Raw genomic sequence first — 26,456 nt, 5'->3', positions numbered from 1 at the left:
ATAGTGGCGGCCGCACGCCGCGCTGGCGGGTTTACGCCCGTCTCGCGTTGACACCCCGGCTCCCATGCGTATAAGTCCGCCGCTCTTCGCCCGCGGGCCAACTCGCGGGCGCATTCCGTTTTGCACATACACAGTGATTTTTGAAGGCGCGAACGATGTACGCGGTGATCAAGACCGGCGGCAAGCAGTACCGGGTTTCTCCCGGCGACCTGATGGTCGTCGAGAAGCTGGCCGGTGAGCCGGGCGCCAACGTGGCTTTCGGCGAAGTGCTGATGGTCGGCGAGGGCGAAGCCGTTGTGGTCGGCGCTCCAACAGTGGCCGGCGCGAGCGTGTCCGCGACCCTGATCGAGACCCGAAGGGGCGAAAAGGTTAAGATCTTCAAGAAGATCCGTCGCCAGGGCTACCGCCGCACGCGCGGCCACCGCCAGACCGAGACCGTGCTGCGGGTGACGGCGATCGCCGGCGCCGACGGCAAGGAGACCAAGTGGGACGGCAAGGTGGACCTGACCACCAAAGGCGAGCTCGACGCGCGAGCCCGTGGCCTGGTGTTCGTCAGCCCCGCCGCCCAGCTCGAGGCCGCCGCGGCCGCCAAGGTTCAGACTCCCAAGGCTGCAGCTGCGAAGCCTGCCGCCAAGACGAAGGCTGCCCCCAAGGCGAAGGCTGCCGACGTGACCGAGACTGCGGCTCCGGCCGAAGCCAAGGCCGCTCCGGCGAAGGCCGCTGACGACAAGAAGGCTGCTGCGCCCAAGAAGGCCGCCGCGGCTCCGAAGAAGGACAAGTCGGCCAAGTAAGGCCGGCTCTTAGGTTAGGAGAGCACAATGGCTCACAAGAAATCCGGCGGTTCCTCGCGCAACGGGCGTGATTCCGCCGGTCAGCGCCTCGGCGTGAAGAAGTTCGGCGGTGAAGCTGTGCTCGCCGGGAACATCCTCGTGCGTCAACGCGGCACCAAATTCTGGCCGGGCGACAACGTGGGCCTTGGCCGCGATCACACCCTCTTCGCCACCGCCACCGGCGCCGTGCAGTTCACGACCAAGCGTGACGACCGAACCTACGTGAACGTGGTGATGGCTGAGAACACCAAGACCAAGTAGCGAACCGCCATTCTCCGGTTCGCCCTTGGATACCAAGGCGGACCGGACAGACGAACCTAAGCGGGGAGTCCGGTCAGCCGGGCTCCCCGCTTTCGTTTTGGGCCCCGCTAGAGGGCCGGGAGGTGAATGATGTGCGCGATTGAAGTGACCCCTGTCGTCTCGACGGAGCGGCTTGTCCTGCGTGGACCGGTGGCGAGCGACGCCGTCCCGATCGCCGCGCTTGCCGGCGACCTCAACGTAGCCGGGATGACCGGGAACATCCCGCATCCGTATGGCCTCCCCGACGCTGAGAACTTCATCTCCCGGGGTCAACATACGCAGTGGGACCGGGAAGCCACCTGGGTGATTGAGCACCACGTCTTCGGAGTCGTGGGCGCGATCGGCCTGAAGGCCGGCAATCGCCCGGAACTCGGCTACTGGGTTGGTCGGCCCTTCTGGAACCGCGGCTACGCCACCGAGGCGGCGCGCGCGGCGCTCAAGTGGGTGAAGCGCGACTGGCGCAGGCACGTCGTGGTGGCCGGCCACTTCGCCGATAATCCGGCATCTGGCCAGGTGCTCTGCAAGTCGGGCTTTCTTTACACCGGCGAGATCGAGCACCGACCCTCGGTCGCGCGCGGTCGGGACGACGTGCCGACACGGATGATGGTGTGGTTGGCGTAGCCCAACCCATCGTCATCCCGCAAAGACGCGCAAACAGCTTGTCCGGGCCCCGTGGGCGCACTCTGCGCCTATGGGGCCCGGCTTTCGGCTTCGCGCAAGTCGGGATGACGCGGGATTTTCATGTTAAAGGCCGCCGGCCATGAAATTTTTGGACGAGTGCAAGATCTACATCCGCTCCGGAAACGGTGGCGGCGGGGCCGTCTCCTTCCGGCGGGAGAAATATATCGAGTACGGCGGCCCGGATGGCGGGGACGGCGGCAAGGGCGGTGACGTCTGGATCGAGGCGGTTGATGGGCTGAACACCCTGATCGACTTCCGCTACCACCAGCACTTCAAGGCGGAGACCGGCGTCCACGGGATGGGTCGCAATCGCCATGGCTCCAATGGTTCCGACGCGGTGCTGCGAGTCCCGGTGGGCACCCAGGTGTTCGACGAGGACAAGGAGACCCTGCTTCTCGACCTCGACAAGGCCGGGACGCGCGTGCGCCTGCTGAAGGGCGGCAACGGCGGGTTCGGCAACACCTACTTCAAGGGCCCGGTGAACCAGGCGCCGCGCCACGCAAATCCTGGCCAGGACGGAGAGGAACGCTGGATCTGGCTCAGGCTGAAGCTGATCGCCGACGTGGGGCTCGTGGGCCTGCCGAACGCGGGCAAGTCGACCTTCCTGGCCGCCGCAAGCGCCGCCAAGCCGAAGATCGCCGACTACCCCTTCACCACGCTCGCGCCCAACCTCGGCATGGTCGACCTGTCGGTCGGCGAGCGGTTCATCCTTGCCGACATTCCCGGCCTGATTGAAGGCGCCAGCGAGGGCGCAGGCCTGGGCGTTCGCTTCCTGGGCCATGTGGAGCGAACCGCGACCCTCATCCATCTGGTCGACGGAACGCAGGAAGACGTCGTCAACGCGTGGCGCACCGTGCGCCACGAGCTCGAAAACTATGGCGAAGAGCTGGGCGACAAGGTCGAGATCTTGGCGCTGTCCAAGGTCGACGCCCTGGACAAGGAAACGCGCAAGGCCAAGGCGAAGGCGCTGGCCCGGGCCTCCGGCGCTCAAGTGAGGCAGGTGTCAGGTGTTTCCGGTGAAGGAGTCATCGAACTCCTGCGCGAAGCCTACGCCATGGTCCGTTCGCGCAAGGGCGAGGAGGCGGCGGACGCCGCCGCCGCGAGCGGCGAAACCCCCGGGGACTGGACGCCGTGAGCGGTCTGGCGGCCGCGAAACGGATCGTCGTCAAAGTCGGCTCGGCCCTGCTGGTCGGCGAGGATGGCGCCGATCGCCATTGGCTCGCGGCCTTCGCGGCCGATGTCGCGCGGCTCAGGGCCCGCGGCCAGCATGTTCTGGTGGTGTCCTCCGGCGCCGTTGCGCTGGGCAGGCGGCGTCTGGCGCTGCCGAAACGAACGCTCACGCTCCCTGAGAAACAGGCCGCCGCCGCCGCGGGTCAGTCGGGTCTGATGCGGGCTTGGGAGGAGGCGCTGGAGCCCCATGGTCTGGCCGCCGCGCAAGTCCTGCTGACCAGGGACGATACCGAAGTCCGCCGGCGCTGGCTGAACGCGCGGGCCACCGTCGAAACCCTGCTTGCCCTGGGCGTGGTGCCGGTGGTCAACGAGAACGACACGGTGGTCACCGAAGAGATCCGATATGGCGACAACGACCGTCTGGCCGCTCGCGTGGCCCAGATGATCGGCGCGGACCTGCTGGTGCTGCTCTCCGATGTCGACGGGCTCTATACGGCAGACCCGCGCCGCAATCCTGCAGCCGAGCATCTGGCGCGGGTGTCGCGCCTGACGCCCGAGATCGAGGCCATGGCCGGGGGCGCCAACGCCGTCGACGGGGTAGGCACCGGGGGGATGGCCACCAAGCTTGCCGCGGCGCGGATCGCCAGCGCCGCGGGCTGCGCGACGGTCGTCACCCTTGGGCGGCGCCCAGCGCCCTTGCTGGCGGTCGAAGAAGGACAACGTGCGACGATCATCGAACCCTCCACAACACCGGCTGCCGCGTACAAGGCCTGGATCGCGGGCTCGCTCGCGCCCACCGGCGCCCTGTTGGTGGATGCGGGCGCAGCCGACGCCGTGCGCCGGGGCAAGAGCCTGTTGGCGGCCGGCGTCCGGCGCACCGAGGGCCACTTCGATAAGGGCGACGCCGTCGTCATCCGCGACGAGGCGGGCGTCGAGATCGCCCGCGGCCTCGTCCGCTATGAGGCGGAGGATGCGCAGCGGATCTGCGGCCTGAAGAGTGACGCGATCGAGGGCGCGCTGGGCTACACCTCCGGCCCGCTGGTCCACGCCGACGACTTGGCCTTGGCGGCGCACGCCCCGGCCTGATCCGCCGCGATCAGTCCTGCGGATCGGCCTTTGGCCGAGCGGAGGAGGGCGAGGTGAGTCTCGCCAGATCCTGCGGCTCGTCCACATCGAAGAGCACTCCGTCGTCGGGGCTTTCCACCAGGGCCAGCCGCTCGCCCAGGCCCTGCAGCACCCCGCGTGCGCCGGCGTCGCCGGTCAGGGCCAGCAGCTCAGGGAAGAGATTGCGGGCGATCAGGACGGGGTTTCCCCTGTGGCCCCGGAAAATCGGCGCGGCGGCCTGGGCGCCCTGTGCGACGGCTTCGGCCATCCGTTGCAGGACCGCGGTCGGCACGCGCGGCATGTCGCCCAGAAAGACAAACGCCCCGTCGGTGTCCGCGGGCAGGCTGGCGATCCCGGCGCGCAAGGATGCGGCCATGCCTTCGGAGTAGTCGGCGGCGTGGACGATGACCGCCCGGGGGTCAAAGTTGCGGGCCGCGGCGGCGACAGCCTTGGCGTCGGCGCCGATGACCACGGTCACGCTACGCACCGGCGCGGCGAAGGCCGCGGCGAGCGCGCCTTCCAGCAGGATTCCCGCGTCCCAGGCCGCGAGCAGCTTGCCTCCGCCAAACCGCGAGCCCGATCCGGCCGCCAGGACAACGGCTTCGAATGCCGGCCGAACCCTGGACTCACCGCCACCCCCTGTCGCCAAGGCGCCATCCTCTCTATGTTTGCGGACGCATGACGCCCTATGACGCCGCACACTCGCAAGGTTCCAACGTGCTGACCGACGGATTCGGTCGCACGGTGACCTATCTGCGCGTCTCGGTCACCGACCGCTGTGACCTTCGCTGCGTGTACTGCATGAGCGAGCACATGACCTTCCTGCCCAAGGCCGAGGTGCTGACGCTGGAGGAGCTCGATCGAATCGCGTCGGCCTTCGTTGGACTGGGCGTCAAAAAGCTCCGGATCACGGGTGGGGAGCCGCTGGTCCGCAAGAACGTCATGGGCTTCATCGAGGGCCTGTCGCGACACTTGCGGTCCGGCGCTCTGCAGGAGCTGACGCTGACGACCAATGGGACGCAGCTCGAACAGTTCGCCCGGCCGCTGGCTGAGGCCGGCGTGCGGCGGATCAACGTCTCGTTGGATACGCTCAAGCCGGAGCTGTTCCGCAGGCTGACCCGCGGCGGCGAGATCGCCAGGGTGCTCGCCGGGATCGATGCGGCCCAGGCCGCAGGCCTTAAGGTCAAGATCAACGCGGTCGCGCTGAAGGACGACAACGCCGCCGAGCTGCCCGAGCTGATCCGCTGGGCGCACGGGCGCGGACTGGCCGTGACCCTGATCGAGACCATGCCTATGGGCGAAATCGACGCCGATCGGACCGATCAGTACCTGTCGCTGAGCGCGCTGCGGGCTGAACTGGAGAGTTTCTGGACCCTCCGCGAGCTGCCGCTGACCACCGGCGGCCCGGCGCGGTACGTCGAAGTGGCCGAAACCGGCGGCCAGCTGGGCTTCATCACTCCGCTCAGCCACAATTTCTGCGAGGCCTGCAATCGGGTGCGGCTGACCTGCACGGGCACCCTGCACACCTGCCTTGGCCGTGAAGACGCCGCCGACCTGCGCGCCGTCCTGCGAGGCGGCGGCTCCGCCAGCGATCTTGTCGACGCGATCCGCATGGCCGTCGACACCAAGCCCAAGGGCCACGATTTCCACATCGAGCGCACCTTGCCTCCGGCCGTCGCCCGCCACATGTCGACCACCGGAGGCTAGGCCGTGGCGCGTGTCCTGATGTTCGGCCGCCTGAGCGACGTCGCTGGCTGGCGCGAGCGTGAGATCGACAGTCCTTCTCTCTCGGCGCTCAAGGCGCGGCTGGCGTCTGAGGACGCCGCGCTCGGCCAGGCGCTGTCGGGCCCGGGCGTGCAAGTCGCCCTAGATCAGGTCATTGTGCGCGGCGAAGGGTTCCTGAACCCCCGCACCGAAGTCGCGTTCCTGCCACCCATGAGCGGCGGATGATCCGACTCACCTACGAGGCCTTCGATCCGGGCGCGCTTCTCAGCGAGTTCTGCCGCGAACGCTCCGAGGTCGGCGCCGTGGCGACCTTCACCGGGCTCGCACGAGCAGAAGCCGGATCGACCACGATCCTCGAACTCGAGGCCTATCCCGGCTTCACGGAAGCCGAGATCGGCAAGGTCGCCGGCCGGGCCCGCGCGCGCTTCGGCCTTAACGACGTCCTGATCCTGCACCGAGCGGGCAGGATCGCGCCCGGAGAGGCGGTGGTGTTCGTCGCGACCGCTGCGCGCCACCGCCGCGCCGCCTTCGAGGCCTGCGACTTCCTGATGGACTACTTGAAGTCCAAGGCGCCCTTTTGGAAGAAAGAGCACGGCCCGGACGGCGCCCGCTGGGTGGAGCCCCACGCCCAGGACCATGCCGATCTTGCCCGCTGGGAAAAGGAGACCACCAAGTGAACGCGCTAAGCCCTGGCGGCCGGGTCGACGAGAGCCAGGCCATCAAGCCTGTGCGGATCGCGATCCTCACCATCTCCGACACCCGCGACGAGGAGAGTGACACCTCCGGCCATGTCCTTGCCGAGCGGGTGAAAGCGGCGGGTCACGAACTGGCCGACAAGGCCATCGTCAGGGACTCGATTCCGGAGATACGCGAGAAGATCGGGGGCTGGGTCGCCTCGGGTTTCGTCGAAGCGATCATCACCACGGGGGGGACCGGCATCACCGGTCGCGACGTGACCCCGGAGGCCGTCGAGCCGATGTTTGACAAGAAGATCGACGGATTTTCGGTGATCTTCCACCTGGTGAGCTACCAGTCCGTAGGGCTGTCCACGCTGCAGTCGCGGGCTACCGCCGGGATCGTCCGCGGTGTCTTCGTGTTCTGTCTTCCGGGCTCCAACGGGGCGGTGCGGGACGGCTGGGACAAGGTGATTTCCGCCCAGCTCGACAGCCGCCACGGCCCCTGCAACATGGTCGAGCTGATGCCCAGACTGCTTGAAGAATGAGGCTGGTGGAAACGTGAGCAAGCTCTCTCACCTCGACGAGACCGGCCGCGCGCGCATGGTTGACGTGTCGGACAAGAGAGCGACCGTTCGTGAAGCGGTGGCCAAGGGCTTCGTGCGGATGGGTCCTGCGACCCTGGAGCTGGCGCTGTCGGGCGAGGGCAAGAAGGGCGATGTCCGCGCGGTGGCCGAGATCGCCGGCGTGATGGCCGCCAAGCGGACCTCCGACCTGATCCCTTTGTGCCACCCCTTGGCCCTGTCGAAGGTCGACGTGCGGGTCGAGGGCGCCGAGAGAGGGCTGACGGTGACGGCCCGTGTAAAGACGACCGGGCCTACCGGCGTCGAGATGGAGGCGCTGACCGCCGTCTCGGTGGCCTGCCTCACGCTCTACGATATGCTCAAAGCGGCGGAGAAGGGCATGGTCATCGAAGCTGTCAGGTTGGTCTCAAAGACGGGCGGAGCCAGCGGGGACTGGACCTCCCCCTAGACCGGCTCGAAGCAGTCAAGGACGAGTGGTCCGTCGCGACGAAGAAAATCCAGGTCCCCGCTCTCGCGGGATGAGCGGAGTTCGATAGCATGAAGCTGTTGGCGGTCGACGACGCCCGGGGTCGGATGTTGGCGGAGATCGCCATCCTGCCGGCCGAGCGCGTACGCCTCGCCCAGGCGATTGGTCGGGTCTTGGCCGAGGATGTGGCCGCCGTGCGCGACCAGCCCCCGTTCAATGCCTCGGCAATGGATGGCTGGGCCGTGCGCGCCGTCGACTCGCCGGGTGAGCTGAATATCGTTGGGGAGAGCGCCGCCGGCCATGGATATGAGGGACACGTAGGCCCTGGCGAGGCGGTTCGCATCTTCACCGGGGCGGCGCTTCCGGACGGCTTCGACGCGGTGGTCATTCAGGAAGAGGCCGAGCGGTCCGGAGACGTCGTTCGTGTCCCGCAGGTGGATGCGGGCCATTTCATTCGCCCGGCGGGCGGAGACTTCAAGGCCGGCGCGCTTCTGCTTGAACGAGGCGCGCGTATCGACCCCTGGCGGCTGTCGCTGGCGGCCTCGGCAGGCCGTGCGGAGGTTTCCGTGGGCGCTAGGCCACGGGTCGCCTTGCTTTCCACCGGAGAGGAGATTGTCGAGGCGCCGGCCGAGCCGGGGCGCTTCCAGATCTACGATTCCGGGGCCCCTGCCCTGGCGGCGATGGTCGAGGACTGGGGCGGGATCGTCATCCGCGCCAAGCCGGTCGCCGACGAGCTGGACGCCGTGATCGAGGCCTTACGGTCCGTCGAGGCCGATCTGGTCGTGACGGTTGGCGGCGCCTCGGTGGGCGACCATGATCTCGTGCGGGCGGCAGGCGAGGCCCTGGGCCTTTCCCTGCGGGTCGAGAGCGTGAACGTACGACCGGGCAAACCCACGTTCTTCGGGGTGCTGGGAGACGGGCGCAGGATGCTGGGCTTGCCGGGCAATCCGGCCTCGGCCTTCGTCTGCGCCGAGATTTTCCTGCGCCCGATCCTGAACGCCTACCAAGGCTCAGCAGCCGAGCCGGCGACAGTTGCGGCGCGCCTTGAGCAGGCTCTCCCGGCCAACGGGTCGCGCGAACATTGGATGCGGGCGAAGCTGACCTATTCCGGGGGCGGCGTCACCGTGCGCCCCTACCGCGATCAGGATTCTTCCCTGGTCAGCGTCTTTGCGGCCTCCGATGCGCTGCTTCGCCGACGCGCCGGAGCGGCGGCCGCGGAAACCGGGACGCTCGTCGAGGTGCTGCGGCTTTCGCGTGCATAGCGCTGGGCCGTGATCTCGCCGATCACCGAGACAGCGACTTCCCAAGGCGCCTTGCCGCCGATATCGAGGCCAATCGGCGCATGGAGCTTGGAAAAGACGCCCTCCGAAGTCCCTTCCGCCCGAAGCGGCGCCAAGCGGTCGGCGATCCGCCGGCGAGCGCCCAGCAAGCCCACATACTCGGCCGCCGAGGGCAGGGCGGCCCGCAGGGCGGCCTGGTCGGTCTCCAGATCGTGGGTGGCTATGGCGATGGAGGTCCAGGGGTCCACGCCGATCGCTGCGAAAGCCTGGCCGGGCTCTCCGCGCCGGTAAGCGATCCCCGGTATCGGCGGACCCGAGGCAGGCCCCTTCGGGCGCACGAGGGTGGTCTCGAACTCGGATTGCGCGCCCAGCTGGGCGATGGCCAGGGCCGTGGGGTCGCTGCCGACCACGATGAGGCGAGGCGTCGGTTGGTGCCGCCGCACAACCTGGGCTTCTGGCCACGGCTCGACACTCGCGGCGCATTCTCGGGCATGGCCGTCGCTGACCCAAACCACCGGGCGACGTTCGGCATGGGCGGCGAGCAGCTCGGCCAGCGCCGAATCATCAGCGCCGATCCGTTCCAGGAAGATCTCGATCCGTGCGCCACACAGGAGCCGGATGTCCGGCCAAGGACTACCTTCACCATAGATGAGTGTGCGGGGCTCACCATCATCCAGGCAGGCAAAGGCGTGGTCGGCGACATCGGACTCAACGCAGCCGCCGGAAAAATACCCGGCGGTCACCCCGGGGGCGAAGACCATCTGGGTGCCTTCGGGCCTCGGCCCTCCGCCCTCTACGGAGATCAGGGTTGCGAGCGTGCAAGCCTGACCGGCGTCGCGAACCCGGCGCAAGGTTGGCCGCACGTCGTCAGTCATTCCGAATAACGGCCACTCGGGAAGTGGGTCACGCGTGGTCAAGCTTTTTAACCCCCTGGAAAGGTCCTGGATACGGCTTCTTAGGCATCATAGGCCAAAGATGGCGCCTCATAGGAACTGCTCCAAGTCGCCTTCGCAGACATGACGTCACCGATTAAAAAGCTGGGCCTCGGGTCCGGGCAGTTTGGCCTCGATCAGCAGGCCGGCGCCCGCGGCCGCCCACGCGACGCTGAGGCGCGCGAAATCCTGGCGATCGCAGCCCGGTCGGGCCTGAACTTCCTGGAAGTCGGCCGCCATCCGAGCGCCGCGGAGATCACGCTTGGCCAAGTGCTGCCCAAGCCGCTGCCTTTCCGCCTGACCGTCACCACGGTGCGGCCCGACCGAGGCCCTGACCTGGTCGAGACCGAAGTCCGGGCGCAACTCGCACGTCTGGGCGTCGCCCAGGTCGACGCCATCCTGGCCCCCTCCGCCACAGACCTCTTCAGTCCTCACGGCGCGGCCCTCTGGGAACGCCTGCGCAAGCTGAAGGACGAGGGGCTCTGCAGGAAGATCGGTGTTTCGGTCTATGCCTCGGACGACCCGGTTGGCCTGGCGCGCCGCTTCAAGCCGGACCTCGTGCAGGCCCCCGCCTCGCTGCTCGACCAGCGTATGCTGATCGATGGCACGCTCGCCGAGCTGGCCGGCAAGGGCATAGAGGTGCATCTGCGCTCGATCTTCCTGAACGGCCTGCTGTTCCTCCCGCCTGACCGGGCGCCCAATCACCTGAAGGCCGCCGCCGGCCGCATAAGTCGGGCGCGTCGCCTGATCGCCGAGGGCCGCTCCGACCCGCTTCAGGCGGCTCTGGGGTTCGCGCTTTCCCGCCCCGAGGCGTCCGCCGTGTTGGTGGGTGTGGCCTCCGCCGCCGAGATGTCGGCCGTCGTCGCCGCCGCCATGAGCCCGCCGCCGGACCTCGACTGGGACGAGATGGCGATTGACGATCCGGCGGCGCTCGATCCCCACGCCTGGGCAGCCGCCTAACCCGGCTCCCCGCAGACCCGCCGCAAGGGTGGGCGGCCAGGACGGCGTTCGGGCGGTGGCGTCGTCATCGACGACAGGATGAGTTGATGCCGAGGCTGACGCTCCGGGGTTTGACCTGCTCCCAGACCCGCCGCAGGGAGAAGCCTCAGTTCGCCGCGGCGAAGGGCTCCTCGAGGCTGAGCTGCGGCTCGGTGAACCATGCCGCGCCCTCTGGCGTGACGTAGAAGTGGTCCTCGAGGCGGATACCGAACGTGTCGGGCACAACGATCATCGGCTCGTTGGAAAAACACATGCCGGGCTGGAGAGGGGTCCGGTCTCCCCGCACCAGATAAGGCGCCTCGTGGATCGCCAGGCCGATGCCGTGGCCGGTCCGATGGGGCAGGCCGGGCAGTTCATAGCCGGGTCCAAAGCCGGCGGCCTCCAGGAAGCCCCGTGCGACCGCGTCGATCTCCTCGCACGCAACGCCCGGCCTTACGGCGGCAAAGGCAGCGGCCTGGGCGCCCTTCTCGACCTCCCAGACGCGCCGCTGCGCGGCGCTGGGCTCGCCGAAGACATAGGTGCGGGTAATGTCTGAGTGGTAGCCCTGCACGCGGCAGCCGGTGTCGATAAGCACGATGTCTCCACGTTCCAGCCGCTGCTCGCCCGGAAGGCCGTGCGGGTAGGCGCTGGCGACACCGAACTGCACAGCGCAGAACGTTGAGCCGTCGTCCGCGCCCAGGGCCCGGTGCGCCTGGTCGATGAAGCGGCGCACTGCGGTGGTGGTGATCCCGGGCGCGAGGATCCGGGCCGCCCGGCGGTGAACTTCGAGGGTCATGGCCTTGGCCTGGCTCATCAAGGCGAGCTCGGCCGTGGACTTGATCATCCGGCAGCCATCCACGACCGGCGCGCCGTTCAACATCGCGATCGCTGGGGCCGCCAGGCGTAGGCCGTCGAAGGCGAAGAACGGCAGGGCCGGGTCGATGGCCAACGTCCTGGCGCCCATCCTCGTCAGCACGTCTGCCGCCAGCCCATAGGGGCTCTCATGCTCTTCCCAGAGCTCGATATCGGCCTCAACGCCCAAGGAGGCCTTTAGCGAGCCAAGTTCGAACCGGGGGCAAACCATCGTGGGTCCGCCTTCCCGAGGCAGGAGCATCGCCACCAGCCGCTCGGTCGGGTTCCAGCCGACGCCGGCAAGGTAGCGCAGCGACGGCCCGGCCCCGATGATCATGGCGTCGGCTCCGATCTCGGCCATCAGCACCTTGGCGCGGCGCGAACGCGTGGCGCGCTCGGCCGCCGCAATCGCAGGCGCCGGGTTTGGCCACGGCGCCAGCCTCGCAAGCTCGGCTTCCGCCGTCGATCCGCCGATGCCAGCGCCCATGTTGATCTCCTCCGCTCTGGCTTCAGTCTAAGTCGGCCCCTAGAAATGACGCCATGGCCGGAAGTCAGGATTTCGCCGCCGATCCGCGTAATGCGGACCTCAAGATCTACGTCAACGGCGCCCTCGTGCCGCGCAGCGAGGCCAAGGTCTCGGTCTTCGATGCGGGGTTCGTGCTGGGCGATGGGGTCTGGGAGGGGCTGCGGCTGCACAAGGGCGCGCTGCTCTTTCTGGAAGCGCATCTGGAGCGGCTCTACACCGGGCTTGCCGCCATAGAGCTCGACATCGGGCTGAGCCGAGAGGCGCTGACATCCGAGATCCGCCGCACGCTCACGGCCAATGGGATGGAGCATGGCGCGCACCTGCGGCTGATGGTGACCCGCGGGGAGAAGGCGGCCGCCAACCAGGACCCGCGCAACTGGCTAGGCAAGCCCACCATCGTCATCACGGCCGAGTACAAGGAGCCCTCGCCGGAGATCGCGGCGCGGGGGCTTTCACTTTTCACCTCGTCGATCCGCTGCACACCGGCGGAGATGTTCGACATGAGGCTGAACAGCCACTCGCGGCTCAACCTCATCACCGCGCTCCTGGAAGCGATCCGCGCCGGAGCCGACGAGGCGGTGATGCTGGACCCCGGCGGGCATGTCTCCAGCTGCAACTCGACCAACCTGTTCTGGGTGAAGGGTGAGCGGCTGCGGACATCGACCGGAGCCTTCTGCTTCAACGGGGTGACGCGGGGCAGTGTCATATCGCTCTGCAAGGCCAACGGTATCCCGGTCGAGCAGGGCCATTTCGCGCCGGCCGACCTGCAAGCGGCCGATGAGGCCTTCGTCACCGGCACCTTCGGCGGGCTTACACCGGTAAGGCAGGTGGATGGGCACGTCCTGCCGACGGCTCCGCCGGGGCCGGTTACGGCGCGGCTTCGGGGCCTCTACGAAGCCCTGAAAGACGCGCAAGCGGCGTGACGGTGCGGGTCGCGATGTGGTCGGGGCCACGGAACATCTCGACGGCGATCATGCGGGCCTTCGAGAACCGGGCCGATTGCGCGGTCGTCGATGAGCCGTTTTACGCCGCCTACCTCGCCGAGACGGGCCTCGTACACCCAATGCGGGAGGACGTGCTGGCCTCGCAGCCTCAGGATTGGCGAGTGGTGGCAGAGCGCCTGGTCGGCGAGACGCCGGCGCCGATCTTCTACCAGAAGCACATGACCCATCACATGCTGCCCAGCTTCGAGCTCGACTGGATGGACAGGTGCCGCAACGCGTTCCTGATCCGCGACCCGGACCAGGTGTTGGCCTCCTACGTAAAGGCGCGTGCCGAAGTGACGCTGGCGGATCTCGGGGTGGTGCGGCAGCGCGAGCTTTTCGATCGGGAGGCACACCGACTGGGCAAGGCGCCACCGGTGGTCGAGGGCGCTGACGTGCTGGCCGATCCAACCCGGATGCTTGCGGCCCTTTGCTCCGCGGTGGGCGTACCGTTTTCGGCCGAGATGCTGGCGTGGCCGGCGGGGCGGCGTGAGAGCGACGGCGTCTGGGCTCCGGCCTGGTACGCGGCGGTGGAGCGCTCGACGCGATTTGAGGCGCCCGCGCGCGCCCCCGCGGCGCCCCTGACCGACGACCTCAAGAGGCTCGCCGACCAGGCACGGCCACACTACGAGGCGCTGGCGCGCTGGAAGCTCGCCGCCGACTAGACGAGATTGCGCTTGTAGAGGTCCGTAAGCTTCGCCCAGGCTCGTTCCGCGCCGGCCTCATCGTAGACGGCGCTGCCTTTAACGCACCAGCCGTGGTTACAACCGGCGTAGACCTCAACGCTCGCCGTCTTGCCGGCGTCCGCGAAGGCCTTCTTGAGCACATCTTTATCGGTCGGCGAGCGCTGGTCGTCGTTGGCTGCGACCGCGGAATAGACCTCGGCCTTCATCTTCGGGATCAGCAGATGTGGGCTGTCGTCGGTCTTGGTGACCAAGCCGCCGCCATGGAAGGTGCCGGCGCCGCGGATGCGGCCGGGCTGAGCGGCGGCGGTGCGATAGGTCAGCGGACCGCCCATGCAGTAGCCCTGGACCCCGGCGCCCTTTTTCTTGTCGGTCTGCGGCTGGGCGTCGAGGAAGGCGATGAAGATCGGAGCGTCCTTCTCCACGGCCCCAGGCGCCGAAACCGAGCCTGCCAGCGCCATGAACTTCGGCCGGTCGTCGGGCTTTGAGAAATCGAGGCCTTCGGTGACGCTCGGCGCGCGGCCCTTGCGGTAGAAGGGGTTCGGAACGAGCACGACATAACCCTGGGCGGCGAGCCTGCGGCCCATGTCGCGGAAGACGGGACGCAAGCCCCCGATATCGGTCCAGATCAACACCGCCGGCCATTTGCCCTTGCCCTGGGGATAGAAGAGGGCGGCGTCGGCTGTCCCATCGCCGGTCTTTATGTCGACGTCCTTCTCCACGACCGTCGCCTGGGCGTGCGCCAGGCTCGCCGAGAGGCTCGCGGCCGCCGCTGCGGACAGGGCGAAACCGCGCCGCGACAGCGAGGTCTCCGCAACCCGAACCGTCCCTTCGAACTGATGGATTTCATCGTCACACATGTTGGAGTCCTCCCAATGGTCGCCGCGCAACGGTGGCCGCCAATGTTACGGCGTTATTTCCGGCGGCGGGAGAGGAAGCGCGTGACGCTGGTTGGTTGTCGCCGACCATGGCCGTTGAAGCCCGTCCTGGGCCCGGCCTTATTCAGCCTCGCCTCCTCTGTTGCGCGGATTTGGGCGGCTTATTTCCAAGCCCCGTAAGGATCGGCGAAGGGCTTGCCGAGCGCTTCGGCGACGGCCGGATGGGTAAGCTGGCCCTTGAGGACGTTGAGGCCCCGGGCGAGGTGCCTGTTCTTCTTAAGCGCGTCGAGTCCGTGGTCGGCCAACGCCAGGCCGAAAGAGAGGGTCGCGTGGACCAGGGCCTCCGAGGAGGTGCGCGGCGCCGCGCCCGGCATGTTGGCGACGCAGTAGTGGACGACGCCGTCGACGGTGTAGGTCGGGTCGGCGTGGGTCGTCGGCCTGGAGGTCTCGAAGCAGCCGCCTTGGTCGATCGACACGTCGACCAAGACCGAGCCCGGCTTCATCTTCTTGAGGTGGTCGCGGCGCACGAGCTTCGGCGCCGAGGCCCCCGCCGTCAGCACCGCGCCCACCACGACGTCGGCTTTCAGAACCTCTTCGTCCACGGCGTCGGCGGTCGAATAACGGGTGAGGATCCGGCCCTGGAACATGTTGTCGAGCTCGCGCATGCGCGGGATCGAGCGCTCGACGATCACCACCTCGGCGCCCAAGCCTGCGGCCATGCGCGCGGCGTTCATGCCGACGACGCCTCCCCCCAGCACGACGATCCGCGCCGGCGGCACGCCCGGCACACCGGAGAGCAGCAGCCCCATGCCTCCGTTGTGCTTCAACAGCGTCTCGCCGGCTGAGAAGACGGCGATGCGCCCGGCGACTTCGGACATCGGCGCCAAGAGCGGCAGGCCGCCGTTTCCATCCGTCACCGTTTCGTATGCGATGGCCGCACAGCCGCTGGCCAGCAAGCCGTCAGCCTGCTCCGGGTCGGGCGCCAGATGAAGGTAGGTGAAGAGGATGTGCCTGTCGTTCAGCCGCGCCCACTCGACGGGCTGCGGTTCCTTCACCTTGACGATCAGCTCGGCGCCGGCGAACACGGCCGCCGCATCCGGCGCGATCTCGGCGCCGGCGCGCTTGTACGCGTCATCGGGATATCCAGCGCCGGACCCGGCGGTCGTCTCGACCAAAACCTCGTGGCCGCGGCCGACGTATTCGCGCACTGCGGTGGGGGTGAGGCCGACACGGTATTCGTCCGGTTTGATTTCGCGGGGCACGCCGACGCGCATGGAAGCCTCCGTTGGGGCAAGTTTTGCTAGTGCGGCGGGGTTTGCGGGGAAGGGCTTCTTTCGTCAATCGAAGTTTGCCACCCGCCGCATGGCGGAAGGCGCGCCAGCGCCCTAGTCTGCGGCGCTTGCGAATCTAAGGGGGCGGCATGGTGGGGCGTAAGGCGGCGGCACGGGTGGCGTTGGCGGCCGCCGTAGTCGCAGGCGTCACCTATCTGGCCGAGGACCACCTGACCTTGCCTAACTGGGCATCGCTAGCCTGGAAGGGGGCCGGCGTGGGGTTGCTTGCGGTTTATGCAGGTTTGCGGGCGCGTAGCCTCGACGGCTGGCTGATCTGCGCTGCGTTGGCCGCTGGGGCGTTGGGCGACGTGCTGCTGGGTCCGGCGGGATTCGTGGTGGGTGGGGCCGCGTTCCTGGTCGGGCACCTGGCGGCGATCGTGCTCTATCAGCGCAACAGGCGCCGGGGGCTGAGGTGGCAGGACTGGATGTTGGCGGCGGCCCTGGTGGTTGCGACGGTGGTCACGGCCTTCCTGTTGCCCGCAGACCGGGCCGGCGCGCCAGGCGTGGCGCTCTACGCGCTTGGCCTTTCGTGCATGGCGGCCAGCGCCTGGCTCAGCGGCTTTCCGCGCGCCTGGGTGGCCCTGGGCGCGCTGATGTTCGTGGCCTCGGACCTGTTGATCTTCGCGCGAAGCGGGCCCTTGGCCGGCGTGGCCACGGCGCTGGTCGGGTTCGCGGTATGGGGTCTTTACTTTGGTGGCCAGGCGTTGCTGTGCGTGGGCGTGGTCAGGGAATTGGGGCGACGCCCGGCGAACCAATAGGGCCGGTTCGCCGTCGACAGGCTGTCACCGACCAGCCAGCCGTCGTGCTCGACTGCGTCGGGCTCGGGAACGAGCCCCCGGTCCCGAGGAGAACCGGGGGCCCGCAACGCCCCTAGAACGGGTGAAACCAGCGGCGCCGTGGGACCAGCGCCGCCGGTCGCGCGCCGTTCTCAGGCGACGGCCGATTCAACCGCCGGCGTATATTTCGGCCCCGGCAGGCGACCTATTCGTGTCATGCGCCGAGCCCCCACCGGCAGACAAAACGGATGCGCCGCCAGGCGGGGACCTGGCGGCGCTACGCAACGCATACTCAGACTCAGGAGCTTGAGAGCTCCTTGATCCAGGCGCCGGGTCACTTCCCGGCGCCTTAAGTTGACGCGGAAGATCGCGTCCTGGTCGCCGGTTAGGCGACGACCGCTCGCCGGCCCGGAAGCCCGCGAGATTGTCCCCGACGCCGTCCCGTTGGGAGACAGGCGACGCCCCCGCGCAAAGCGATTGCAACACCGGCGCCAGGCGTCGTCGAAGCTAAAGGACGCAGTCGGCCAGGCCATCGCGGCGAATGGTTCCTGCGGCGACGGCGATGTGGCCGCCGCGGCGCTGGACGTAGGCGCCGGGCCTGGCGGCCTTCCAGGCGAGCGGCTTGGGGATGATCGCGGCCAGACGCGCGGCCTGGGCGGCGTTTAGCTGAGCGGCGCTGGTGTTGAAATTGTGCTGGGCCGCGGCCTCCGCGCCGTAGATGCCCGGGCCCCATTCGATGGAGTTCAGATAGACTTCCATGATCCGTTCCTTGCCCCAGATCACCTCGATAAGCACGGTGAACCAGGTCTCCAGCCCCTTCCTGACCCAGTCACGATGCGGCCAGAGGAAGATGTTCTTGGCGGTCTGCTGGCTGATGGTCGAGCCGCCGCGCAGCCTCTTGCCGGCCTCATTGTGATCCATGGCCTTCTGGATGGCGTTCCAATCGAAGCCGTGGTGTTCGCAAAAGCGGGCGTCCTCGGCTCCGATGACGCTGCGCACCAACGTTGGAGAGATCCGCGACAGCGGGACCCAGCGGCGGTCGAAGCCGTGGCCCTGGAACATCCGCTCGACCATCAGGTAGGTCATCGGCGGCGGCGCGAAGCGGTAGACCACGACTACGGCGATGGGCCCGATCAGGCCAAACACCAAGGCAAGGATCACCGCCCCGCGGAACAGGCCGCCGAGGAAGCCTCGGCGTGGCTGGATGGCGCGGGAGGATTGAGGGCGTCGGGCCACGCGGCGGTTCTTGCCTTGACGTTGGGGCGTGGTGGAGAACTGCAGTGCGCCGCCGGAATGCGTCAAGTTGGAGCCGCGAATAGATGAATGTCAGCGAAGCCGTGGCCCGGCGTGTCTCAGTCCGCGCCTTTCTGTCCAGGCCGGTGCCCGGCGAGACGGTGGCCGACATCCTGCTGCGCGCGGCCCAGGCGCCGTCCGGCGGGAATCTGCAGCCCTGGCGGGTCTATGCGCTCGCCGGCGCGCAGCTGGCGGAGTTCAAGGTCCTGGCGGCCGCTAATCCGTTCGGCGAGGAGCCCGAGTACGATGTCTATCCCCCGAACCTGTGGGAGCCGTTCCGCACGCGGCGATTCCAGAACGGGGAGGACCTTTATGCGACGATCGGCATTCCGCGCGAGGACAAGCCCGCGCGGCTGCGGCAGCTTGCCAAGAACGCTGAGTTCTTCGGGGCGCCCGTCGGGCTGTTCTTCTGTATCGACCGCAAACTTGGGCCGCCGCAGTGGGCGGACCTCGGGATGTATATGGAAAACGTCATGCTTCTTGCGGTGGAGCGCGGGCTCGACACCTGCCCGCAGGAGTATTGGGCCCGCTATCCGAAGACGGTGGCGCGATTCCTGGGGCTTCCGGACGACCACATGGTGTTCTCCGGAATGGCGCTGGGGTATCGCGACCCGGACCATCCGATAAACACACTCAAGGCGCGCCGTGACGCTTTCAACCTCTGGGGCGAGCTTCGGGGTTTCGATTAGGGCAATTCGCTCCTCATGCGATTTGTTGCTGACGCTTGCCGCATCTGTTGCAACCTGGAGAGGAATCCAGATGGGCACGTTATAATAAACCTATAAAAATCTGTTCTGGTGACGTCCTCGGTTCGAGGGGGCGTGGACATGCCAGACGAAGCGGCTGGAGTTGGACTTTCGCTGTTCGCCGCCGACCTGCGCGATGACCTCTCGCGTTTCCACCTGCTGCACTATGGCGACAAGGTCGACGGCTTTCTGATCAGCGGCCACAATTCCGGAACCCACTGGCTCCGGTTCATGCTGAGCTCGGCTATCGCCCACCACCTGGCTCTTCCGCGGCCGGCCCGCTCGAGCGGCCCGCAAAGCGACGTCTTCATCGGCCACGCCCGTCACCCGCGGATGTTCCCGCAAGCGCCGAAGATCGGCAGCTCGCACCACATGCCCTCGCGCCTGGTCGCGGTGCTCGGTGCGCTGGGTATCGTTCGCCTGGCCCCGGTCGTGCTCCTTGTAAGGAACATACCGGATTCACTGCTCTCCTACTTTTTCAAGTGGCGCGAGGCAAAGGGCCTGGGGGCTTTGCACGAATACGTTGCGCGCAAGCCCCGGCGGCAAGGCGTGGACCTGTGGTGGTTCATTCGCTTCTTCAACCGGTGGGGCCTGCTGCAGCGCATCTTCCCCGACCGGGTGATGGTGGTCCGCTACGAGGACGTCGAGCACGACCCTGAGACGTGGGTGCGGCGGATCTGGGCGCACTGGGGTGTCGACCTTCGGGAGGGCGCCGTCGCCGCGGCGATGGCGGTGCGTTCGCGTTCGGCGATCGCGGCGCACCTCGATCCCGGCTACGGCGAGGACGCCGCGCCCGAGCGACAGGCGCGGCTTGCGGTGCAACTTGGCCAAAGCGAGGCTGCGCTGCTCGAACGCCGCCTGGCGCAGCACTTGCGCTGCGACTTCGGCTATGCCGCACAGCCGACTGGCGGTCGCTCATGGACCACCTTGTGCGCGGCGGCGCACGAGGGCGCTCGCTAACCCGCCGCCCTATCGGGATCAGCCGCAGGCTCCTACCGGCCCGTGAAGTCCGCCGGCCGCTTTTCGAGGAAGGAGGTCATCCCTTCGCGGAAGTCCTGGGTGCGAGCCAGCTGCAGAAACTGCAGGAAGACGTGGTGGACATGGTCGTTGAACGTTTCCTCCATCCCCATGCGCATCAGCCGCTTGGCCGACTGCACGGCCAGAGGGGCGTTTCCGGCGATCTCTGCGGCGATGGCATAGGTTCGCGACATCAGCTCGCTATCGGGGACGACCTCGTTGGCCAGGCCGAGAGCCAGGCTGTCAGCGGCCGATAGAGTGCGGCCCGTAAAGATGATTTCCGCGGCCTTCGACCAGCCCAGCAGCCGCGGCAGGATCCAGGTGCCGCCGCTCTCCGGCACCACGCCGCGCTTGACGAAGGCGGCGGCGAGCTTGGCGCTCTCGCCCATGATCCGGATGTCGCAGCCCAGCGCGGTGTCCATGCCGTAGCCGGCGGCCGCCCCGTTCAGCGCGCAGATGGTCGGTTTGTCCATGGCGAAGAGAACCGTCGGCGGGGTGTTGCGCAGGTCAAGGTTCACGGAGACCGCCTGCGCCTGCTTATCGGAGCCAATGCCGGAGCCCTGAGTTGCGTCCACCAGGTCGAGACCGGCGCAGAAGGCCCGACCCGCGCCGGTCAGGATCACCACGCGGACAGCGGGGTCGGCGTTGGCCTTCAGCAGAAGCTCCGTCAGTCCGGCCAGCATCGGCCCCGAAATGGTGTTCATCCGCTCCGGGCGATTGAGCGTGATGGTCGCGATCGCGTCCACGACCTCGTAGAGCACCTCGGCCGTCTGATTGACGGCCGGCTTCGCAAGGGTCTCGCTCATGGGGTCCATCCGCTGCGCAGGTTGTCGGAGGACCAGCCTAAGACCCCTGGCCTAGCGGCAGGCAAGAGAAAGAACTAGCCGCCGACGTCCGCCACGCCCGCCGCGCCGTCTTCGCAGCCCCAGGCCACGCGCCTGGCGTCGGGGGAGATGGCGAGCGCGGTGACCGGGGCGGCTTTCTCGGCCTGCAGCGGGACGATCTTCTGGCCCGTGAGGTCGCAGGCCCAGACCCGCCCATCGTCGAGACCGGCAGCCACCCAGCTCAGCGCGGGAGCGCCGGCCACACGGACCACCATGGCGGCCTCGTCATACCCCACTTCGGCGGCCTGCTTGCCCATCGGGCCGGTGGCGCCGGCGAAGGGCCACACGACCACCCCGTTCGCCCCTGATGTGGCCATCAGATTCCCCTTGCTGAGGAAAGCGAGACTCTTCGGTTTGGCCGGGTAGCCGCCCATGCGCATGTTTTTCTCGTCGGCCACCCGCCAGCCATGCAGCTGGTTTTCCTGCATTGCGCTGATCAGGAACTTGCCGTCCGGGCTCCAGGCGCAGGCCACGTGGCTGCCGGCCCAGGCCAACTTGCCGGGCTTCTGGGCGTCAATTCGAGCGTACCAGAGCCAGATACCGCCATAGGTCGCGGCGGCCAGCCTGCGGCCCTTCGGCTCGAACGCCAGGTCGGCCACCGATTTCTCGTGCGCAAAGGTGCGGGTAAACGTCGCGTCTGCGATGTCGCGGACATGGACGTGGCGTCCCGCGGCGAAGGCGATCAGGCCTGAGGCCGGGCTCGACGCCACCGCATCGATCCAGCTCCCCGGCAGGCTGGCGATCTCCTGTGGGCCTGAGGCTCTGGACCATACCAGCCGACCGTCGTCGCCGCCTGTAACCACCCCCTCGCCCGAGGGGTGCGCCGCCGCCGATAACACAGCGCCCTCATGGGCCTGCGCGCGCTCGCCCGCCTCGAAGCGAACGGTCCCGTCACCGAGCGCAAAGACCGCGCGGCCCGCCGCGTCGAAAGAGACCGCTGTTACGTAGGCGTCAAAGGCATAGATCATGCCTCCCCCTAGATCGCCGCTTCGGGCTTTACAACGCCGTGGCGGCTTGCCAATGGTCAGCGGACTCGTAAACGACCGGGCGGAACAGAGCCGCCCCAGGGAAGGAATTTACGCATGGGTGCAAAGCTGGGCGGCCAGGGGGGCGGACGCTTCGACCTCGGCCAGAACAGCGACATCAACGTCACGCCCTTCGTGGACGTGATGCTGGTGCTCCTCATCATCTTCATGGTGGCGATCCCCGCCGCGACGGTGTCGATCAAGCTCGACCTGCCGCCGGCCATTCCGCCGCCCCCCGGCACGAAGGTGAAGGAACCGATCCTGATCAACATCCAAGCGGGCGGTGGCGTGTTCATCGGCGAGAAGCCGACCAGCCTCGACACCCTGCCTGCGGATCTGTCGCGCACGCTCAGCGCTGACGATCCCAGCCTGCCGCCGACCCAGCAGCGCGTCTACATCCGCGCTGACAAGCAAGTACGCTACGGCGACTTCATGTCGGTGATGAATACCCTGCAGGGCAACGGCTTCTATCAGGTCGCCCTGATCAACGAAGAGATCTGAGCCGGACAAGCGGCTTCGCAAGACAAAAGCCCGTCGGGAAGACCCGGCGGGCTTTCTTGTCGTACTCGCGCTTCTCCCAATGGCGAAGGCGCTTAATCGTCCGATAACTGTGTGCTCGTAGCCTGCGAGGATGGTTTGGAAACCTCGCAAAAAGCGCCGCGCCTTGCCGAAGTGGGCACCGGTGGAGGTATCCGTGGGCTCCGACACGCATCGGGGCCGCTACCGACTGGAAGACCAGAAAGTCGTACTCGAGTGGCGCGACGGCCGGGTGAGCGAGCCTTGCGGCCTGGTCAGGCCTGACGTTCTGGCGGCATACCGGCTGCGCCTGCTTGCCGAGGGAATCTCGATCCCGGAGCAGTCCAAGACGCCCGAGCAAGGCGCAGGCGCGAAGCGACGCCCCCTGGCCTAGCGGGAAAGCCTAGGCCGCGCACGCCTCGAAGCCTTCGCGCAGCTTCGCCTCGTCCAGGTTGCGGCCGATGAAAACCAGGCGTGAATAGCGCTCCGCCCCGTCCCGCCAGGGACCTTGGAAGTCCCCTTCGAGGATCATGTGCACCGCCTGGAAGACCAGGCGGCGGTCCTCGCCGGCAACGTCCAGAATGCCTTTGGCGCGCAGGATGTCGGGGCCCTGGACTTGCAGGACCTCGTTCAACCAGGCTGTGACGCGATTTGCGTTGAGCGGCTTGGTCGCCGTCAGCGAGACGCCGCGGATACCGCTGGCTTCGATGTCATGGCCGTGGTCGTGACCATGGTGGTGATCGTGGTCGTGGTCGCAATCTTCGTCGTGGACGTGGCCCGCTTCGCCATGAGGGGGGTTGAGGAAATCAGGCTCGATCTCCTCGATGCGCGCCAGATCAAAGGAGCCGCGGCCCAGGACGTCGTTCAGAGGGACGTTGGATCGCTGGGCGCGGTGAATCGGAGCCAGTGGGTTAAGCCGGCGGATCATCCGCTCGACGTCGGCGAGTTCGGCCTCGGTGACGAGGTCAGTCTTGTTGAGAATGATCTGGTCAGCGAAAGCGATCTGCTCGGCGGCTTCCTTGGAGTCAGCCAGGCGCAGGGGCAGGTGCTTGGCGTCTACCACAGTGGTCACGCTATCGAGTTGGGTCTTGGCCCGTACGTCGTCGTCCACGAAGAACGTCTGGGCGACCGGACCGGGATCGGCCAGGCCGGTCGTCTCGACGATGATCGCGTCGAAGCCGCCCTTTCCGCTCGCGGACTGGCGCTTCATCAGGCCCGAGACCACGCGGATCAGGTCGCCGCGCACCGTGCAGCAGACGCAACCGTTGTTCATCTCGAAGACCTCTTCGTCGGCGCCGACGATCAGGTCGTTGTCGATCCCGACCTCGCCGAACTCGTTGACGATGACGGCGTAGCGCTTGCCGTGGTCCTCCGAGAGGATGCGGTTGAGCAGGGTCGTCTTGCCGGCGCCGAGGTAGCCGGTGAGTACGGTGACGGGAGTCTTGTCGGTCATACGCGCACATCTAGTGATTGATCGCGGCTGAGGGAACCGCCGCGAGCGCCTTGTCTCACCCAGCCAAGAGGGCGGCGGCGATACGGTCGCGGGTCAGGGGCAGGTCGCGGATGCGTGCGCCGAGGGCGTGGGCAACGGCGTTGGCGATCGCCCCCATGGTCGGGCCCTGGCTGATCTCACCGATACCCTGGGGTCGGTGGGCGCGCGTGTTGAGGAGCCTGATCTCAACCGGTGGGACTTCGTCGAAGCGCAGGATCGGATAGTCGTCCCAGGTCGTCGACGTGATGCCCGCGCCGCCGAGCTTGACCTGCTCCTTGAGAGTCCAGCTGGCAGCCATGATCATGCCGCCCTCGATCTGGTTCCGAGCGCCATCGGGGTTGATGATCAGGCCGGCGTCGGCGGCGCACCATAGTCTGACCAGGCGCACCTCGGCGTCGACCTCGACCTCGGCGGCGCAGGCGACGAAGCCGCCGCGGTTGCGGTGGCGGTCATAGGCGAGACCAAGGCCGCGGCCGTCCCCTCCTGTCCCGCGTCGCGCCCAGCCGCACATCTGCGCAACCTCTTCCAGCACAGCTCGGCCGCGCGGCTCCGAGGTCATCGCCAGCCTGTAGGCCAGCGGGTCCTGGCCCGACGCCTGCGCCAGCTCGTCGATGAAGCTTTCGCCGGCGAAGGTGTTGGGGGCGCCGCCCAGGCTGCGGAGGGAGGATGTGCGCACGGGCGGTGGAAATATCACGTGTTCGACTGTGCGGGTCGCGTCTATCTCGTAGGATGGGATTGCGTTGAGCAGGCCGCCGGAAAAACGCGCGCCGTCCGGCATCAGTCGTTGGGGTGCGGCGCGCGGGGACACGTAGCCGTCGAGCGCGCTCTCGACGACCGCCGTGCCGCGAGCTCCGGTATGGGCGGTGTTCCAGATCTCGGCGGTATAGTCGACCAGGCGGCCGGAGGCGTCGAGTTCGGCGGTTAGCTCCATCGCCATCGCCGTGCCGACCGGCGCCCAGCCGAACTCGTCCTCGCGGCGCCACTGCACGCGGATCGGCGCGCCGGGTCGCCGGATCGCGATCAGCGCGGCATCGATCGGCGGATCGTCGGCGCCGTTGTGTCCATAGCAGCCGGGCCCCTGGGCGTGGATCACCTCGATCGCCGCCGCGTCGAGCCCGGTGATCCGGGCCGCCAGGGCGCGCATCGGATAGACGCCCTGGTTATGGGTCCAGATCGTCAGGCCGCCGTTCTCGAACCGGGCGATGCCGGCCGAAGGGCCCATTGAGCCATGCGCCAGATAGGGCTTGCCGTAGGTTGCGGTGACGCGCCGGCGGTTGGACGCCTCCGGCGCGGGCGCTCCCGCCTCGAACGTCTCGTGTGGCAAGTCCTTCAGTGATGCGGGCTCGGCGAGCGCTGGGTCGAGCTCGCGTGCGCCTTCCCAGCGAGCTGCGCCCTCGGCGGCGGCATGCGCCCGAGCCGCGGCGGCCTCGGTGTCGCAGATTAAGGCTACGAAAGCGTGGTCGATCAGGATGTCCACATCGGGGGCCGCGCGGCGGATGGCCGCCTCGTCCAATCCGGCAAGCCTGGCCGTGGGGCCGGGCTGACGCAGCACACGGGCATGGCGCATGCCGGGCAGAACGATGTCGTGGAGGAAGGCCGCGCCGAAGAGCTTCGGCGGCAGGTCCAACCGAGGTTCGCTCTGTCCAACCAACGTCATCTGGTCGACCGACTTCATGGCGGCTTCGCCAGTGGCCTCGCGGGCCAGGTCGACCTCGTCCGCAAGCGCCCAGTAGTCGAGCCCTGTCGGCTTTCCCGACTTCAGGAAAGCGCCGTCCCGCACCTCAAGTTCGTCGGGCGCGCAGCCCAGTTTCCCTGCGGCGGCGGCAATGAACAACGCGCGGACCTCGGCGCAGGCCGTCCGGATGGCCGGTCCTGACATCTCGGTCGACATCGAACCGACGGTCAGCCCCTCGTCGGGGATCTCGCTGGTGGCGGCCGCGACGACGTGAAGTTGCGCCATCGAAACGTCGAGTTCGTCGGCGGCCATCTGGGCGAGCGAAGTGCCGATGCCTTGGCCATACTCCATGCGGCCGAAGGCGACGCGGGCGCGCCCGTCGGCCTCGAACCGCACCCAGCGATCGAGGCGGGGGTTGGCGGCAAGCATCGGCGGGATCATGCCGCCACGCCTTCCTGGCGCGCGCTTTCACGCATTCGCCGCGCGGCCAGCGCCACGGCCTCGAGGATGCGGTTGTGGACGCCGCAGCGGCAAAGGTGCCACGCCAGCGCCTGAGCGATCTCAGCCCGACTGGGGTCGGGATTTACGTCAAGCAACGCCTTCGCGCCGATCAGGATGCCGGTCAGGCAATATCCGCACTGGCCGGCTTGCAGTTCGAGGAAGGCGGTTTGCAACGGGTGCGGGCTTTCTTCTGTCCCGAGACCCTCGGCGGTCAGCACCGTCTTGCCCTCGACAGCACCGATCTCCACGGCGCAGGCCGCCGAGACCGCGCCGTCCACCAGCACCGCACAAGCGCCGCATTGGCCCAGGCCGCAACCGAAGCGCGCGCCATGGAGGCCAAGGTCGCTCCGCAGCACGTCCAGCAGGACCGCGGTTTCCTCGGCCTCGACGCTGGTGGGGCGATCGTTCACGATGAGGTGGATGGTCCGGCGCACGAGCATCTCCGCAACTGCGCCCGACTACATCGCGAGGCGCGCCAGCCGGCAACCTCGCCTTGATCGAGGACCAGTGTTATAGAATAACACTTTCATGTCCCGCCGTCCGACGAGCATCCC

At 67.9% G+C, this 26,456-nt stretch carries 29 protein-coding genes and 1 pseudogene; 19 read left to right on the top strand and 11 right to left on the bottom strand.

Translation table 11 applies throughout. The annotated features are described in order from the left end of the window. The first annotated feature begins 155 nt into the window (after nucleotides 1–155). From rplU to proB, 5 genes are all read left to right on the top strand, one after another. Entirely contained in the window at nucleotides 156–791 is a 636-nt protein-coding gene (gene rplU / locus VGI62_RS22420; RefSeq protein WP_414695661.1) for a 50S ribosomal protein L21, read from the top strand. Between the two features lie 27 nt (nucleotides 792–818). Next, nucleotides 819–1,091, top strand: coding sequence for a 50S ribosomal protein L27 (rpmA, locus tag VGI62_RS09315; RefSeq protein ID WP_331504200.1), 273 nt, complete (start codon nucleotides 819–821; stop codon nucleotides 1,089–1,091). Nucleotides 1,092–1,220: 129 nt separating this feature from the next. Next, nucleotides 1,221–1,751, top strand: a complete 531-nt coding sequence (locus tag VGI62_RS09310; RefSeq protein WP_331504199.1) for a GNAT family N-acetyltransferase — start codon at nucleotides 1,221–1,223, stop codon at nucleotides 1,749–1,751. Between the two features lie 139 nt (nucleotides 1,752–1,890). Further along, on the top strand, nucleotides 1,891–2,946 hold the full coding sequence (gene obgE / locus VGI62_RS09305) for a GTPase ObgE (RefSeq protein ID WP_331504198.1): 1,056 nt from the start codon (nucleotides 1,891–1,893) through the stop codon (nucleotides 2,944–2,946). Further along, nucleotides 2,934–4,067, top strand: a complete 1,134-nt coding sequence (gene proB / locus VGI62_RS09300; protein WP_331504202.1) for a glutamate 5-kinase — start codon at nucleotides 2,934–2,936, stop codon at nucleotides 4,065–4,067. Before obgE ends, proB begins: the two co-directional genes overlap by 13 nt. A gap of 10 nt (nucleotides 4,068–4,077) precedes the next feature. Here the strand turns inward: proB and VGI62_RS09295 are convergent, their stop codons facing one another. Then, the gene (locus tag VGI62_RS09295) at nucleotides 4,078–4,734 is read right to left on the bottom strand and encodes a nucleotidyltransferase family protein (RefSeq protein ID WP_331504197.1); all 657 of its coding nucleotides are present in this window, start codon (nucleotides 4,732–4,734) and stop codon (nucleotides 4,078–4,080) included. 29 nt (nucleotides 4,735–4,763) lie between these two features. Here VGI62_RS09295 and moaA point away from each other — a divergent pair, with 29 nt between their 5' ends. The 6 genes from moaA to glp all read left to right on the top strand — a co-directional run bounded on the left by moaA (nucleotide 4,764) and on the right by glp (nucleotide 8,796). Continuing rightward, nucleotides 4,764–5,792 carry a GTP 3',8-cyclase MoaA gene (gene moaA, locus VGI62_RS09290; protein WP_331504196.1) on the top strand — a complete coding sequence of 343 codons (1,029 nt, stop codon included), beginning with the start codon at nucleotides 4,764–4,766 and terminating at the stop codon, nucleotides 5,790–5,792. A 3-nt stretch (nucleotides 5,793–5,795) separates the two neighbouring features. After that, complete coding sequence (locus tag VGI62_RS09285) at nucleotides 5,796–6,035, top strand: MoaD/ThiS family protein (RefSeq protein ID WP_331504195.1); 240 nt, start codon at nucleotides 5,796–5,798, stop codon at nucleotides 6,033–6,035. Continuing rightward, on the top strand, nucleotides 6,032–6,487 hold the full coding sequence (locus tag VGI62_RS09280; RefSeq protein WP_331504194.1) for a molybdenum cofactor biosynthesis protein MoaE: 456 nt from the start codon (nucleotides 6,032–6,034) through the stop codon (nucleotides 6,485–6,487). The genes VGI62_RS09285 and VGI62_RS09280 overlap by 4 nt, the downstream gene beginning before the upstream one ends. Further along, entirely contained in the window at nucleotides 6,484–7,032 is a 549-nt protein-coding gene (gene moaB, locus VGI62_RS09275; protein WP_331504193.1) for a molybdenum cofactor biosynthesis protein B, read from the top strand. Before VGI62_RS09280 ends, moaB begins: the two co-directional genes overlap by 4 nt. A gap of 13 nt (nucleotides 7,033–7,045) precedes the next feature. Next, the gene (gene moaC / locus VGI62_RS09270) at nucleotides 7,046–7,516 is read left to right on the top strand and encodes a cyclic pyranopterin monophosphate synthase MoaC (protein ID WP_331504192.1); all 471 of its coding nucleotides are present in this window, start codon (nucleotides 7,046–7,048) and stop codon (nucleotides 7,514–7,516) included. An 89-nt stretch (nucleotides 7,517–7,605) separates the two neighbouring features. Beyond that, nucleotides 7,606–8,796: a gephyrin-like molybdotransferase Glp gene (gene glp, locus VGI62_RS09265; RefSeq protein WP_331504191.1), complete on the top strand. Its 1,191-nt coding sequence runs from the start codon at nucleotides 7,606–7,608 to the stop codon at nucleotides 8,794–8,796. 23 nt (nucleotides 8,797–8,819) lie between these two features. On the opposite strand, the pseudogene VGI62_RS09260 reads toward glp, so the two are convergent. Next, nucleotides 8,820–9,689: pseudogene (locus VGI62_RS09260) on the bottom strand (XdhC family protein); the annotation flags it as partial. 141 nt (nucleotides 9,690–9,830) lie between these two features. On the opposite strand from VGI62_RS09260, the gene VGI62_RS09255 reads away from it, so the two are divergent. After that, nucleotides 9,831–10,706, top strand: a complete 876-nt coding sequence (locus VGI62_RS09255; protein WP_331504190.1) for a bifunctional regulator KidO — start codon at nucleotides 9,831–9,833, stop codon at nucleotides 10,704–10,706. 145 nt (nucleotides 10,707–10,851) lie between these two features. Here the strand turns inward: VGI62_RS09255 and VGI62_RS09250 are convergent, their stop codons facing one another. Continuing rightward, nucleotides 10,852–12,063, bottom strand: coding sequence for a Xaa-Pro peptidase family protein (locus tag VGI62_RS09250; protein ID WP_331504189.1), 1,212 nt, complete (start codon nucleotides 12,061–12,063; stop codon nucleotides 10,852–10,854). Nucleotides 12,064–12,116: 53 nt separating this feature from the next. On the opposite strand from VGI62_RS09250, the gene VGI62_RS09245 reads away from it, so the two are divergent. Together VGI62_RS09245 and VGI62_RS09240 are read left to right on the top strand one after the other, a co-directional pair. Further along, nucleotides 12,117–13,025: an aminotransferase class IV gene (locus VGI62_RS09245; protein ID WP_331504188.1), complete on the top strand. Its 909-nt coding sequence runs from the start codon at nucleotides 12,117–12,119 to the stop codon at nucleotides 13,023–13,025. Continuing rightward, nucleotides 13,022–13,750, top strand: a complete 729-nt coding sequence (locus VGI62_RS09240; RefSeq protein WP_331504187.1) for a hypothetical protein — start codon at nucleotides 13,022–13,024, stop codon at nucleotides 13,748–13,750. Before VGI62_RS09245 ends, VGI62_RS09240 begins: the two co-directional genes overlap by 4 nt. Here VGI62_RS09240 and VGI62_RS09235 read toward each other — a convergent pair. Next, nucleotides 13,747–14,628, bottom strand: coding sequence for a dienelactone hydrolase family protein (locus VGI62_RS09235; protein ID WP_331504186.1), 882 nt, complete (start codon nucleotides 14,626–14,628; stop codon nucleotides 13,747–13,749). The two genes, VGI62_RS09240 and VGI62_RS09235, sit on opposite strands and share 4 nt — an antisense overlap. 179 nt (nucleotides 14,629–14,807) lie before the next feature. Further along, on the bottom strand, nucleotides 14,808–15,920 hold the full coding sequence (ald, locus tag VGI62_RS09230) for an alanine dehydrogenase (protein ID WP_331504185.1): 1,113 nt from the start codon (nucleotides 15,918–15,920) through the stop codon (nucleotides 14,808–14,810). A gap of 146 nt (nucleotides 15,921–16,066) precedes the next feature. Between ald and VGI62_RS09225 the strand changes: the two genes are divergently transcribed. Then, nucleotides 16,067–16,735 (top strand): lysoplasmalogenase family protein, encoded by a 669-nt coding sequence (locus tag VGI62_RS09225; protein WP_331504184.1) that lies wholly within the window; start codon nucleotides 16,067–16,069, stop codon nucleotides 16,733–16,735. A 525-nt stretch (nucleotides 16,736–17,260) separates the two neighbouring features. Here VGI62_RS09225 and mtgA read toward each other — a convergent pair. Next, the gene (gene mtgA, locus VGI62_RS09220) at nucleotides 17,261–17,959 is read right to left on the bottom strand and encodes a monofunctional biosynthetic peptidoglycan transglycosylase (protein WP_414695663.1); all 699 of its coding nucleotides are present in this window, start codon (nucleotides 17,957–17,959) and stop codon (nucleotides 17,261–17,263) included. A 113-nt stretch (nucleotides 17,960–18,072) separates the two neighbouring features. Here mtgA and VGI62_RS09215 point away from each other — a divergent pair, with 113 nt between their 5' ends. Together VGI62_RS09215 and VGI62_RS09210 are read left to right on the top strand one after the other, a co-directional pair. Next, the gene (locus VGI62_RS09215; RefSeq protein ID WP_331504183.1) at nucleotides 18,073–18,735 is read left to right on the top strand and encodes a nitroreductase; all 663 of its coding nucleotides are present in this window, start codon (nucleotides 18,073–18,075) and stop codon (nucleotides 18,733–18,735) included. A gap of 138 nt (nucleotides 18,736–18,873) precedes the next feature. Beyond that, the gene (locus VGI62_RS09210) at nucleotides 18,874–19,752 is read left to right on the top strand and encodes a sulfotransferase (RefSeq protein ID WP_331504182.1); all 879 of its coding nucleotides are present in this window, start codon (nucleotides 18,874–18,876) and stop codon (nucleotides 19,750–19,752) included. Nucleotides 19,753–19,784: 32 nt separating this feature from the next. On the opposite strand, the gene VGI62_RS09205 is transcribed toward VGI62_RS09210, so the two are convergent. Next, complete coding sequence (locus VGI62_RS09205; RefSeq protein ID WP_331504181.1) at nucleotides 19,785–20,615, bottom strand: enoyl-CoA hydratase/isomerase family protein; 831 nt, start codon at nucleotides 20,613–20,615, stop codon at nucleotides 19,785–19,787. A gap of 74 nt (nucleotides 20,616–20,689) precedes the next feature. After that, nucleotides 20,690–21,661 carry a WD40 repeat domain-containing protein gene (locus tag VGI62_RS09200; protein ID WP_331504180.1) on the bottom strand — a complete coding sequence of 324 codons (972 nt, stop codon included), beginning with the start codon at nucleotides 21,659–21,661 and terminating at the stop codon, nucleotides 20,690–20,692. 114 nt (nucleotides 21,662–21,775) lie between these two features. On the opposite strand from VGI62_RS09200, the gene VGI62_RS09195 reads away from it, so the two are divergent. Both VGI62_RS09195 and VGI62_RS09190 read left to right on the top strand, forming a co-directional pair. Further along, entirely contained in the window at nucleotides 21,776–22,219 is a 444-nt protein-coding gene (locus VGI62_RS09195; RefSeq protein WP_331504179.1) for a biopolymer transporter ExbD, read from the top strand. A 193-nt stretch (nucleotides 22,220–22,412) separates the two neighbouring features. Next, on the top strand, nucleotides 22,413–22,628 hold the full coding sequence (locus VGI62_RS09190) for a hypothetical protein (protein ID WP_331504178.1): 216 nt from the start codon (nucleotides 22,413–22,415) through the stop codon (nucleotides 22,626–22,628). Between the two features lie 9 nt (nucleotides 22,629–22,637). On the opposite strand, the gene VGI62_RS09185 is transcribed toward VGI62_RS09190, so the two are convergent. Genes VGI62_RS09185 through VGI62_RS09175 form a run of 3 tightly spaced genes read right to left on the bottom strand, consistent with a single transcriptional unit; the run spans nucleotide 22,638 to nucleotide 26,336 of the window. Then, nucleotides 22,638–23,687: a GTP-binding protein gene (locus tag VGI62_RS09185; RefSeq protein ID WP_331504177.1), complete on the bottom strand. Its 1,050-nt coding sequence runs from the start codon at nucleotides 23,685–23,687 to the stop codon at nucleotides 22,638–22,640. Nucleotides 23,688–23,742: 55 nt separating this feature from the next. Beyond that, on the bottom strand, nucleotides 23,743–25,842 hold the full coding sequence (locus tag VGI62_RS09180; protein ID WP_331504176.1) for a xanthine dehydrogenase family protein molybdopterin-binding subunit: 2,100 nt from the start codon (nucleotides 25,840–25,842) through the stop codon (nucleotides 23,743–23,745). After that, nucleotides 25,839–26,336: a (2Fe-2S)-binding protein gene (locus VGI62_RS09175; RefSeq protein WP_331504175.1), complete on the bottom strand. Its 498-nt coding sequence runs from the start codon at nucleotides 26,334–26,336 to the stop codon at nucleotides 25,839–25,841. The genes VGI62_RS09180 and VGI62_RS09175 overlap by 4 nt, the downstream gene beginning before the upstream one ends. Between the last annotated feature and the right edge of the window lie 120 nt (nucleotides 26,337–26,456).

Origin of the sequence: Phenylobacterium sp., assembly GCF_036495085.1 — a bacterium.
Classification (GTDB): Bacteria; Pseudomonadota; Alphaproteobacteria; order Caulobacterales; family Caulobacteraceae; genus Phenylobacterium.
This window is presented reverse-complemented; position numbering and strand designations above follow the sequence as displayed.